Origin of the sequence: Martinezella paranaensis (assembly GCF_014200235.1) — a bacterium.
Lineage (GTDB): Bacteria > Pseudomonadota > Alphaproteobacteria > Rhizobiales > Rhizobiaceae > Rhizobium > Rhizobium paranaense.
In genome coordinates this window covers 490271-503013 of sequence record NZ_JACHBI010000004.1, presented here as the reverse complement: position 1 = coordinate 503013, position 12743 = coordinate 490271, and the positions used below count along the sequence as shown (strand labels likewise).

The window sequence follows — 12743 nt, the reverse complement described above, 5'->3', positions numbered from 1 at the left end:
CAGGAAACTCTAGAGCGAGAGACTTCGTCGCCAGCAGCGCCGCCGCCCTCGTCAGTGATCGGGCTTATAGACCCCCCACCCGAACATAGTCAACAGGCGATTTGGAAAAAAATCAAAAAACATACAAGTGATTGATTCTTATGAGAGTTTTGTGAAGGTCGCCAAAAATCGGCCAGATCGGGCATCAAAATCTCCCGACATCGCCATTCCCGCGTGCTGGTGGAGCCGAGTTACACGCATTAGGTCGTAAAATATGACAGGGTCGGCTCTTGAACCCAGGTCCGCCGATACCAGATATCGCCAACCGCGGCTGCAAACAGGGCACTTACAGCAGTCAAACACTCCACAAGCGAGATGCGCCGGATTTGACTCGCCCGTCATAAATATGCACATCTTCGCCCCCAGCCATACGGCTCGCATAAAGGAACCGGATCTCGATTGGCATGATGACGGACAAAATAATGCTCCGATCGCTCGGCAACGAGCCGCCAATCCTGGCCGACGGCAGGCGAGCGCCGGATCGGCGCGAAGTTTCCATCCGTTGGCTCTCAGGCACGTTCCTCACCGGTATTACCTCAAGCATATTGATGGGCGTCGCACTGTTTGCGGCCCTCGACGGCCGCCAGCAGCTCGCCATCCCCGCTGAAGCCTATGCAACGACCGACAGCGGCAACCACGACGCAGAGGATCAGGTGACCCGTGGCGGCCGTCTTGTGCCCACCGCGATCGCAGCAAAGCCTTCCGACCGGAATATCCTCGAGGTCTCAACGGTCGTGCGCGACGGCGACAAGGAAGTGGTGCGTCGCCAACCCTTCGCACATGTGAAGATCGCGCTCGCCACCAAGCGTGTCGCCACCGAGAGTTATCCCGCCTTTGACCCGCTGGCGATCTTTTCCACTGATGAGAACGTCCAGCCGGCGGCCAACCGCACCGGTGCGATCTATGGGTCCGACGTCGAATCCGAAGTCAGCCTGAAAACCATACCGTTTCCGGCCAAGGATGTACCCTTCGCCCTTGCCGGTTCGATGTCGCTCGATGAAGTCGAAGCGAATGTTCGTTCCAACGGTTCCGTGCTGATTGACGGCAACACGCAGCTTTCCGCGCTCTACTATGTCGATCCGCGCCGGTTTGCGACGGATGACGCTGATGTCGATCTGACAGCCGGGCTTGCCGCCCGCATCGTCGAAGAGAACATGTCGGTATCCGCTCCCGAAGCGGTCACGCCGCAGACACAGGAATTTGCCGACGACATCATTCCGGTGCGCGAAGATACGCCCATTGAGACGGCGCTCACCAATGCCGGCTACCTCAAAACGGATGCCAGCGACATCGCGGCCAAGATCGAGCCACTGTTCGGCTCGTCCGATCTTTCCGCCGGCGACGTGCTGCGCATCGGCATCCTACAAAAGGGCGAGCAGGCAAAGATCATCCGTGCGAGCATCTATCGCGGCACCAAGCATGTCTTGACCGTCGCCGAGAACGATCATGGCGATTTCGTTGCCGGTAGCGAGCCTCCGATGCTTGACGCCATCGCCACCGCCTTTGACAACGACGCGCCCGTGGCCACGGCCGGCCGAGACCTGCCGAGCGTCTATGACGGCATATATCGTGCTGCCCTTTCCTATGGCATGACCAGGGAGATGGTGGCGCAGATCGTCAAACTGCTCGCCAGCAACGTCGATTTCCAGGCGCAGCTAAAGCCGACGGATTCACTGGAGGCCTTCTTCTCCGTCACCGACGAAAACGGCCAGGCGACAGCCGATTCCGAACTGCTCTACGTCAACGCCAAATTCGGCGACACCGTCACCCGTTTCTATCGTTTCGAAGATCCGGACGATCACTCGATCGATTACTTCGACGAAAACGGCAAGAGCATCCGCCAATTCCTGCTGCGCAATCCTGTCCCGACCGGCATCTTCAAATCCGGCTTCGGCATGCGCCGCCACCCCATCCTCGGATTTGCGCGCATGCATACCGGCGCCGATTGGGCTGCACCACGCGGCACACCGATCATCGCTGCCGGCAACGGCATCGTCGAAAAGGCTGGCTGGGATTCCGGCGGCTTCGGCAACCAGACATTGATCCGCCACGCCAACGGCTACGTCTCCTCCTACAACCATCAAAGCGCCATAGCCAAGGGCATCGTACCAGGCGCGAAGGTGGTACAGGGCCAGGTCATCGGCTTCATCGGCTCGACCGGTCTCGCAACCGGGCCGCACCTGCATTACGAGCTGATCGTCAACGGCACCAAGGTTGATCCCTTGCGTGTCCGCCTGCCCGGCGGCAAGTCCTTGGACGGCGACACGCTCGCCAAATTCCAGGACGAGCGCAAGCGTATCGACACGCTCCTGAGCGACGACAAGTCCAAACAGGTTGCGAGCAAGGATTGACATCCCTGTCGGGATTTTCCAGAGCACTTCCAGGAAAAGTGCGAAGCGGTTTTCCGTCCGGAATGCGTAAAGACAGAGGGATAGAGCGGGAAAGCGCTTCCGTGAAACGCTGAACCGCTCTACGCGAGATCGCGCCTCAGTAGGGCGACCAGCTCGGTAGCGGCATCATCCGCACGTTTGTAGGCGGTATCGACGACGATCTGTCGTCCGCTCCAATCGTCATAGGTTCGGTTGACGATCTCATCCCATGACGGTTTTACGAGGCCTTCGACATCGGTCGCGCGGGTTTCGGCGCGCCGGCGATGCTCGGCCTTGTCGGAACAGACGACTTCCACTTCGATGGCGCGCCTACCGGCCCGTTTTGCGACCTGCAGCCAGGCATCCCGCGTTACTTGGATGGGATTGACCGAATCCGCGATCACCGTTCTTCCCAGACGGAGATTGTCTTCGGCGACCCCATAGGCCGCGATATAGCCGGCAGGGCCGACTTCGGCCTTCAACATGCCCGAATCTCTCAATGCCTGCTCGATCGTATCCACCCGAACATGCACAGCTTGCAGCCGCTCCGCCAGCAAGAGCGCGATCGTGGTTTTTCCGCTGCCCGGCAAACCGCCGAAGATAACAAGCATGATCCCGTCTCCGAACATCCTCCAAAGTCCACGGCAACATCACAGAAGCGGATTGCCGCGGCAAGACGACGATTACGAACAGGTCGGAAAAACGAAATGGCGGCCCGAAAGCCGCCATTTCATGGTTGATGCAGCCACTTATGCCGCTGCGCTGACCGGCTGGCGCGGGCGGAACAGCAGCCTGTCCGTCCCGCTGGTGACCTTGACCGCCGATCCATCCGGCACCTGACCGGAGAGGATCTGCTCGGCGAGCGGGTCCTGGACATATTTCTGAATGACCCGCTTCAGCGGCCTTGCGCCATAGACCGGATCGTAACCCTTGTTGGCGAGCCAGGTGCGGGCGTCGTCGTCGAGTTCGAGCGTGATCTTGCGTTCGGACAACAAGGTCAAAAGCCGCTGCAGTTGGATGTTGACGATCGTCCCCATTTCTTCGCGCTTCAGACGATGGAACAGGATGATCTCGTCGACGCGGTTCAGGAACTCCGGCCGGAAATGCGCCCGCACCACATCCATCACCTGCTCGCGCACTAGATCGCTGTCATCCCCTTCCTTCAATTGGGTCAGGTATTCGGCGCCGAGGTTCGAGGTCATGATGATCATGGTATTGCGGAAATCGACCGTGCGGCCCTGACCGTCCGTCAAGCGCCCGTCGTCCAGAACCTGGAGCAGGACGTTGAAGACATCGGGATGGGCCTTCTCGATCTCGTCGAACAGCACGACCTGATAGGGCCGGCGGCGGACGGATTCGGTCAGCGCGCCGCCTTCCTCGTAGCCGACATAGCCGGGAGGGGCACCGATCAGCCGGGCAACGGAGTGCTTCTCCATGTACTCGGACATATCCATGCGCACCATCGCCGTCTCGTCGTCGAAGAGGAAGCGGGCAAGCGCCTTGGTCAGTTCGGTCTTGCCGACGCCGGTCGGGCCGAGGAAGATGAACGAACCGATCGGCCGGTTCGGATCTTGCAGACCGGCGCGCGAACGGCGAACGGCGCGCGATACCGCCTGGACGGCATCACCCTGGCCGACGACCCACTTCGCCAGTTCGTCTTCCATCCGGAGCAGCTTGTCGCGCTCGCCTTCCAGCATCTTGTCGACGGGAATCCCGGTCCAGCGGGAGACGACATGGGCGATGTTGTCGGCAGTGACGACTTCCTGCACCATGGAATCGCGACCGCCATCCTGCTCTTCGGCAGCCTGGAGATCCTTCTCCAGATTGGGGATCACCCCATAAGCAAGCTCGCCGGCACGTTGGAATTCACCCTTGCGCTGGGCGATCGCCAGCTCGTTACGGGCCTCGTCGAGCTTTTTCTTCAGATCGGCGGCGAGGCCCAGCTTCTGCTTCTCGGCCTGCCAACGCGCGGTCAGCGCATCGGCTTCCTCTTCCAGTGCGGTAAGGTCGGTCTCCAACCGCTTCAGCCGGTCGGCCGAGGACTGGTCGGTCTCCTTCTTCAGCGCCTCGCGCTCGATCTTGAGCTGGATGATGCGGCGATCGAGTTCATCGAGCTCTTCCGGCTTCGAATCCACCTGCATGCGCAGGCGCGCGGCGGCTTCGTCCATGAGGTCGATGGCCTTGTCCGGCAGGAAGCGGTCGGTGATGTAGCGGTTCGATAAGGTCGCGGCGGCCACCAGGGCCGCATCGGCGATGCGGACCTTGTGATGCTGCTCGTATTTTTCCTTCAAGCCGCGCAGGATCGAGATCGTGTCCTCGACCGTCGGCTCCTCAACCATGACCGGCTGGAAACGACGGGCAAGCGCCGGATCCTTCTCGACGTGCTTGCGGTATTCATCAAGCGTGGTCGCGCCGACGCAATGCAGCTCACCGCGGGCAAGCGCTGGCTTCAAGAGGTTCGAGGCATCCATGGCGCCATCGGCCTTGCCGGCGCCGACCAAGGTATGCATCTCGTCGATGAAGAGGATGATCTCGCCGTTTTCCGACTGCACTTCGTTGAGCACGGCCTTCAGCCGCTCCTCGAACTCGCCGCGGAATTTCGCGCCGGCAATCAGGGCACCCATGTCGAGCGCCATCAGCTTCTTGTCCTTCAGCGATTCCGGCACGTCGCCATTGACGATGCGCAACGCCAAACCTTCGACGATTGCCGTCTTGCCGACGCCGGGTTCGCCGATCAGAACCGGATTGTTCTTCGTGCGCCGGGACAGGACCTGGATGGTGCGTCGGATTTCGTCGTCGCGACCAATCACCGGATCGAGCTTGCCCTCACGAGCCTCGGCGGTAAGGTCGCGGGCATATTTCTTCAAGGAATCGAAGCCCTGTTCCGCATTGGCGGAATCAGCGGTGCGGCCCTTGCGAATGTCGTTGATGACCTGATTGAGCCCTACCGGCGTAACGCCTGCATTCTTCAGAGTGGTTGACGTCGAAGCCGAGGGCTCCATCGCCAGGGCCTGCAACAGGCGTTCGACGGTAACGAAACTGTCTCCGGCCTTTTTGGCGGCGTCTTCAGCCGCGGTAAACACCTTGGCAAGCGGCTGTGCAAGATAGACCTGGCCGTCGCCACCGGACACTTTCGGCAATTTGGCCAGCGCGGCATCGTTGGCAAGACGTGCGGCCTTGGCGTCGCCGCCGGCGCGCTCGATCAACGACGCGGCCATGCCCTGATCGTCGTCCAGAAGCACCTTCAGCACATGTTCGGGAGTGAATTGCTGGTGACCCTGCGCCAGCGCATTGGTCTGCGCGGATTGCAAAAAGCCACGCACCCGCTCGGAGTATTTTTCAATATTCATATCGGACCTCCATGGATCGCCCTGCCCTTATTGGCGCAGACCGATGACTGAGATTGAGCCCCCTGAAAAGGCAGACCCCGCCCGCCACTTATTGAGATTTGCGGCGAAGCAACTGCGAAGAATATGGGAGGAGTTTTGAAAAGTTTAAAGGGCAACGGAAATGAAAAACCCCGGCTTCACACCGGGGTTTTGCAGAATTGGAATCGGTGCTCCGCGATTGCTGGGACCACCTGTTCACTCGAAGCCGTTCTTATTCCGATGCGGCGTCGGCCAAAGCCGGAGCTTCGGTCGCAGCAGCTTCGCCCTTGCCTTCGCCATCGGCGTTGCGGCGCGGCTGGCGGCGGGGACGATTGCCGGCGTTGCGGCGACGCGGCTGGCGCTCGGTCGCAGCGGCGGGCGTCTCTTCTTCGATCGCCACCTCGGCCGGGATACCCTCGATCACCGGCTGCGGGCCAGTGCCATCGATAACTTCCGGCTCGGGAGCGGGGGCTGCGGCAACGGCGGGAGCAGGCTGCTGACGTGCCGGAGGCGGAGCCATCTGCGGCTGGTCGTCCATCTCGTTCGTATCGATATCATCGATGTCGCGGTCGGCATTGTCGCGATCATTGTAGTTATGATGCTCGTCGCGCTGATAGCGTTCCTGCATCTGCGCCTGAGCGCTGGCAATGATCCTGTTATAGTGTTCAGCGTGTTGGAGATAGTTTTCCGCCATGACGCGGTCGCCGGAGCTTTGCGCGTCGCGAGCGAGAGCCGAATACTTCTCGGCGATATGCTGCGCGGTTCCGCGAATTTTCACGTCCGGACCAGAGCTGTCATAAGTCCTGGTCAGTGGGTTCGAGCCCTTGCGGTTGAAATTATTATTATTGTTATTTCCGCCGCCGCCGCCGTTGTTGTTACCACGCCCCCGACCGCGCTTGTTCTGCTGTCCTGGCCTCATAGATCCTTCACCTGAATTCTCTTAGTTGGGATGAAATTATGCACGGCACCTGCCGCCGTGGCCGGAACCTTCCAAGCCAGGGCCTGCGTGCCGCAAGCAAACTGCGCCTTAAGCGCCCGTCTGCCGCTCGACTACGTCAGATTAACTGATCACGCATTGGGTTATCTTCAACCTTTGTCACTCTTATCAGAGAGTGGTTCCCCGAGGCTGTCCAAGACAGGCGAATCGTCTCGCCTATTCCCAGCCGCCCAACGCGTGAGCGCAACCTATATTGCTTCCTCAGGAAATCCAAGCCTTTTCTTTGCGATAACAACAAGGTCCCATGAACCTGCAGCAAATTGTCGCGTCAATCATGATGTTTAAACACGAGAACTCGGTCATTGTGACCGTAGTCCCGAACTGCATCAATGAGAAAAAATCCTGCTCCTTCAAAAACCGAAGTCACTGTTTTGCGCTGATTATGGCCGATTTCCACTCCGACGATACCATCTCGGTATAGAAACCGCGCCGCATCTCTTGCGATCGCTCTATATGCATCCAGCCCATCAACGCCACCGTCGAGAGCTGCCGGAGGATCGAAATTCTTTACTTCTGGAGCGAGAGTGGAAATGACACTGGACTCAATATAGGGCGGATTTGAGACAATCACATGAAATCGACCGTGGATGGCTTCAAACCAGCTTCCTTGCACAGTATCAAACCGTGCCGCCAAGCCATTGCGCGCTGCATTCGCCCGCGCCGTTTCCAAAGCTTCGCTGGAAATATCGGAACCAATACCTGTCGCCTGCGGACATTCGTGGAGCAAAGCGAGGCAGATGGCCCCGGTTCCCGTTCCGATGTCGAGTATATGGATATTCCCATGCTCTAATACAAGACGTCGCGCATGCGGAAGTACCGTATCGACCAAGATTTCCGTATCCGGCCGCGGCTCCAGCGTCGCCGGCGAGAGCTTCAACGGCAGGCCATAAAATTCCCGTTCGCCCAGGATACGATGCACCGGCTCGTGATTGAGCCGTCGCGCCACCGCCGCACGGGCCGTTTCGACGCGCTCCTGTGCCACCCTATCGGAGCCGCAGGTAACGAGTTCCGTCGATGAAAGATCGAGAAGACCGCCGACGAGGATGCGCGCCTCGGTGGCCGGATCATCGAGATCCGCCTCGATGAAGCGGGCACGTATCTCCTGGAAAAGCTCCGCGACGGTCGGTCCCTGCCCGCTGCTCATGCCTGTTCGCCGAGCTGGGCGAGCTGGCTCGCCTGGTAATCCGCCAAAAGCGCATCGACCACCTCGTCAATCTCGCCTTCCATCATCCGGTCGAGCTTATAGAGCGTCAGGTTGATGCGATGATCGGTAATCCGGCCCTGCGGGAAATTATAGGTGCGAATACGCTCGGAGCGGTCGCCGGAACCAACCTGGCTCTTGCGATCAGCGGACCGTTCGCTGTCGGCGCGCTGACGCTCCATGTCGAAGAGGCGCGACCGCAGCACCTGCATTGCCTTGGCGCGGTTTTGATGCTGCGATTTTTCCGAACTCGTCACCACGATCCCCGAGGGAAGATGGGTGATGCGTACCGCCGAGTCCGTCGTGTTGACGTGCTGACCACCGGCACCGGAGGAGCGCATGGTATCGATGCGGATATCCTCGGGGCGGATTTCGATGTCGATTTCCTCGGCTTCCGGCAGCACGGCCACGGTCGCCGCCGAGGTGTGGATACGCCCGCCCGCCTCGGTTTCCGGCACGCGCTGCACGCGATGCACGCCGGATTCGAATTTCAGCCGCGAGAACACGCCCTTGCCGCTAATGGTCGCGATGATTTCCTTGTAGCCGCCTGCTTCACCGTCGCTGGCAGAGAGAATTTCGACCTTCCAGCCGTTATTGGCCGAGAAGCGCTCATACATCCGGAAAAGATCGCCCGCGAAAAGTGCTGCTTCGGAACCGCCGGTGCCGGCGCGTATTTCCAGGATCGCACTCTTCTCGTCGGCGGCATCCTTTGGCAGCAGCAGGATCTGGATGTCTTTCTCCAGTGTCTCGATCCGCTCCTTGACCTCCGGCAACTCCATCTCGGCGAGATCGCGCATCTCGCGGTCGACCGACTTGTCGGTCAGCATGGTTTCGAGATCGGAAGCCTCGGCGATCGCCTTCTCATAGTCGCGGATCTTGGTGACGACCGGCTGCAATTCGGAATATTCGGAAGCAAGCTTCACATAGACGTCCGCCGACGGACCAGCCGACATGCGCGCTTCGATCTCACCGAAACGGCGCTCCAATTCGCGCATTTTTTCAATGGGAAGATTCGCCACCCCACACTCCGATTCTTCTTATTCGTTCTGGTCTACAATGGAATATTGTGGCTCTCGGCGAAGCGGACAAGGATCTCGCGCATCGAGGTCTTCGGATGCGTGTCGTTCAGCGCTTCTTCCATGACCGCGGTCAATGCCTGGAGATCGAGACCCAGCAGCATCGCCTTGACCGGACCGATGGATGCCGGCGACATCGACACCGAGCGGAAACCGACACCCAGCAGCGCCATGGCCGAAATCGTCTTGCCGGCGAGTTCGCCGCAAAGCGTTACCGGCGTCTTGTTGCGCTCGCCGGCGCGCACGATGTCGCGCAGAATGCGCAGGAACGGGCGTCCGAGCGGATCGAAACGGTCGGAGACGCGTGCATTACCGCGATCGACCGCCATCGAAAACTGGAAGAGATCGTTGGAGCCGACCGATACGAAGTCGACCGCCGCCATCAGCTCGTCCAACTGCCACAACAGCGCCGGCACCTCCAGCATCGCGCCGAACTGGAACTTGCGCGGCAGGCTATGGCCGAAGCGCGACAGATGCTGCACTTCCTTCTGCACGAGTTCGCGCACCGCTTCAATCTCGGAGACTTCCGTGACCATCGGCACCATCATCTTCAATTCGCCATCTGCCGCCGCCTTCAGCATGGCGCGCAACTGTGTGCGCAGCAGGCCGGGCCGATCGAGCGACAGGCGAATGGCGCGCCAACCGAGCGCCGGATTTTCTTCCTCATGGGCGCGGAAATAGGGCACGACCTTGTCGCCGCCGATATCGAGCGTCCTGAAGGTGACGACGTGACCACCGGCCTGCTTCATGACATTGCGGTAGAAGGCTTCCTGCTCCTCCGCCTTCGGCATGGTCGAGGCGATCATGAACTGCAGTTCCGTGCGGAACAGGCCGATGCCTTCCGCGCCGGATTCGGCAAGCTGCGGGAGATCGACCAGCAGACCGGCATTCATCATGAGCGAAATGCGCTGCCCGTCCTTGGTGACCGGTTCGACCGCACGCAGCGCCCGGAACTGTTCCTGCCGGCGGGCGCGAAAGCGCACCTTTTCCTCGTAGGAGCGCTGATGATCGGCCATCGGCCGCAGGTGGACATGGCCGCCATCGCCATCGATGATCACAGGATCGCCATTTTCGGCGAGCGCCACCACCCCCGCCGCCTGGCCGACGACCGGAATGCCCATGGCGCGGGCGACGATGACGACATGGCTGGTGACCGCGCCCTCTTCCAGCACCAGACCACGAATATTGGCGCGGGGATAGTCGAGCAGCTCGGCAGCACCCATGGCGCGCGCAAAGATGATCGCATCGTTCGGGAAACCCTCGGCCACGGTGCGGCCGGAATAGCCGATCAACTGCCTGAGCAGCCGGTTCGCCAGATCCTCGAAGTCATGCATACGCTCGCGCAGATAAGGATCGGTCAGGCGCATCATCCGCGCCTTGGTGTCGCTCTGCACCTTCTCGACCGCGGCTTCCGCGGTCAGGCCGTTGCGGACAGCCTCCTCCAGCTTGCGTACCCAGCCCTGGTCGTGGGCGAACATGCGGTAGGTCTCCAGGACCTCGCGGTGCTCGCCTTCCATTGAAACGTCACGGCGCGACAGCATGTCGTCGATCGAGATGCGCAGGGAACCGAGCGCGTCCGCCAGGCGGCGGATTTCCTTTTCGGTATCCTCGTTCAGAAGATTGGTAACGACGATGCGCGGCTCATGCAGCACGACATAGCCGAGGCCGATGCCTTCATTGTAGGTGTCGCCATCAATGGTGACCGAGCGGGTAAGATCGAGTTCGAGGCCCGGCTTGGTGATCTTTTTCAGCTCGCCGGTGGCGATCATCTCGGCCAGTACCATCGCCGTCGTTTCGAGCGCTTCCAGCTCCTCTTCGCGATAGTTGCGGCTCGCCTTGTTCTGTACAACGAGAACGCCGAGCGAGCGGCCCGTGCGCAGGATCGGCACGCCGAGGAAGGAGTGGTAGACCTCTTCACCGGTTTCCGGCAGGTAGCGGAAGGCGGGATGCGATTGCGCGTCGGAGAGATTGAGCGGCTGGGCGGAAGCGGCGATCGTGCCGACCAGGCCCTGGCCCATCTTCAATTGCGACAGGTGGACGGCTTCTTTTTTCAGACCTTCGGTGGCGTAAAGCTCGAGCACACCATCGGCGCGCAACACGTAGACCGAGCAAACTTCCGCGACCATGTTGCTGGCGATCTGGCGGACGATCCGGTCAAGACGCTCTTGCGGCTCCAGCGGCTCCGCCATGAGTTCGCGCAGCCGCTTGAGCAGAACGCGTGGACCGCCGGAAAGGTCTCTCATTGCGTCTCTAGCTCCCGAAATCAAGATGTCATGCCTGACTTGCCCACGTCAGGGCCGGCCGAAACTCACCTCCGTCGCGGTCCGTCGTCAGCAGTCCTGAATCAACTCTTATCCAGACCGTAGCAGGAATGCAAAGTCCTGACTGCCAGTTCTGCATAAGGACCGTCGATCAGGATGGAAATCTTGATTTCCGACGTCGTAATAGCCTTGATGTTGATGCCTTTTTCGGCAAGTGCACGGAAAGCGGTCGCTGCAACGCCAGCATGCGAACGCATGCCGATGCCGATGACGGAGACTTTGACGAGACCTGATTCGTTTTGGATGACGTCGTAGCCGATCTTGTCCTTGTTTTCGCCAAGAACGCGCAGCGCCTTTTCGACATCGCCCGAAGGAACCGTGAAGGTCATATCGGTCTTGGAACCGTCCTCGGAGATGTTCTGGACGATCATGTCGACGTTGATGTGGCTTTCGGCCAACGGCCCGAAGATCGCAGCGGAGACGCCCGGCCGGTCGGCGAGACGGCGCAGCGAGATCTGGGCTTCATCCTTGGCATAGGCAATGCCGGTGACTACTTCCTGTTCCACGATTTCTTCCTCGTCACAAATCAGCGTTCCGGGCGGGTTCAACAGATCGCCCATGCCCGGAGCATCGGGATCCTCGAAAGAGGAGCGCACGAAGGTGCGAACCTTAAAGACCATGGCCAGCTCGACCGAGCGCACCTGCAGCACCTTTGCGCCAAGCGAGGCCATTTCCAGCATTTCTTCGAAGGCGATCTTCTTCAGACGCCGCGCCTTCGGTTCGATGCGCGGATCGGTCGTGTAGACGCCGTCGACGTCGGTATAGATATCGCAGCGATCAGCCTTCACGGCCGCGGCGATCGCCACTGCCGAGGTATCGGAACCACCGCGGCCGAGCGTCGAGACGCGGTTGTCGGGGCCAAGACCCTGGAAGCCGGCGACGACGGCCACTTGGCCCTCTTGCATGCGGCGGACCATTTCGCCGCCGTCGATTTCGAGAATGCGCGCCGCGCCGTGAGCGTTGTCGGTCCTGATCGGAATCTGCCAGCCCTGCCAGGAGCGGGCGTTGATGCCCATCGCCTGCAGTGCGATCGCCAGCAACCCGGAGGTCACCTGCTCGCCGGAAGCGACGACGGCATCATATTCGCGGGCATCGTAAATCGAGTGATCGGCGCCGGCGACCTTAGGCGTGTTCTGCACCCAGCCAACCAGCTCGTTGGTCTTGCCAGACATGGCGGAGACGACGACTGCCACTTCATGGCCCGCGTCGACCTCACGTTTCACATGGCGGGCGACATTCTTGATACGGTCCAGATCCGCGACGGATGTCCCGCCGAATTTCATCACGATACGTGCCATGTGCCTCTACCAGTACCAGCGCCGGGCGGCCGATACGCTACGAGCCCGGCATGCAAAATCGCCCTTCCAGTCCA

At 60.4% G+C, this 12743-nt stretch carries 8 protein-coding genes; 1 reads left to right on the top strand and 7 read right to left on the bottom strand.

Annotated elements, in window-relative coordinates; all coding sequences use genetic code 11:
* Positions 1-443: 443 nt before the first annotated feature.
* Positions 444-2390: a M23 family metallopeptidase gene (locus tag GGD50_RS13705; RefSeq protein ID WP_107109395.1), complete on the top strand. Its 1947-nt coding sequence runs from the start codon at positions 444-446 to the stop codon at positions 2388-2390.
* A 119-nt stretch (positions 2391-2509) separates the two neighbouring features.
* Here the strand turns inward: GGD50_RS13705 and GGD50_RS13700 are convergent, their stop codons facing one another.
* The 7 genes from GGD50_RS13700 to GGD50_RS13670 all read right to left on the bottom strand — a co-directional run bounded on the left by GGD50_RS13700 (position 2510) and on the right by GGD50_RS13670 (position 12669).
* Positions 2510-3019, bottom strand: a complete 510-nt coding sequence (locus GGD50_RS13700) for a P-loop nucleotide/nucleoside kinase family protein (RefSeq protein ID WP_107109396.1) — start codon at positions 3017-3019, stop codon at positions 2510-2512.
* Positions 3020-3157: 138 nt separating this feature from the next.
* On the bottom strand, positions 3158-5758 hold the full coding sequence (gene clpB / locus GGD50_RS13695; protein ID WP_107109397.1) for an ATP-dependent chaperone ClpB: 2601 nt from the start codon (positions 5756-5758) through the stop codon (positions 3158-3160).
* A gap of 250 nt (positions 5759-6008) precedes the next feature.
* On the bottom strand, positions 6009-6695 hold the full coding sequence (locus tag GGD50_RS13690) for a DUF4167 domain-containing protein (RefSeq protein WP_107109398.1): 687 nt from the start codon (positions 6693-6695) through the stop codon (positions 6009-6011).
* A gap of 346 nt (positions 6696-7041) precedes the next feature.
* Complete coding sequence (prmC, locus tag GGD50_RS13685) at positions 7042-7917, bottom strand: peptide chain release factor N(5)-glutamine methyltransferase (protein ID WP_107109399.1); 876 nt, start codon at positions 7915-7917, stop codon at positions 7042-7044.
* Positions 7914-8993, bottom strand: coding sequence for a peptide chain release factor 1 (prfA, locus tag GGD50_RS13680; RefSeq protein WP_107109400.1), 1080 nt, complete (start codon positions 8991-8993; stop codon positions 7914-7916). Before prfA ends, prmC begins: the two co-directional genes overlap by 4 nt.
* A 32-nt stretch (positions 8994-9025) precedes the next feature.
* Positions 9026-11293, bottom strand: a complete 2268-nt coding sequence (ptsP, locus tag GGD50_RS13675; RefSeq protein WP_107109401.1) for a phosphoenolpyruvate--protein phosphotransferase — start codon at positions 11291-11293, stop codon at positions 9026-9028.
* Positions 11294-11394: 101 nt separating this feature from the next.
* Positions 11395-12669: an aspartate kinase gene (locus GGD50_RS13670; protein ID WP_104824476.1), complete on the bottom strand. Its 1275-nt coding sequence runs from the start codon at positions 12667-12669 to the stop codon at positions 11395-11397.
* Between the last annotated feature and the right edge of the window lie 74 nt (positions 12670-12743).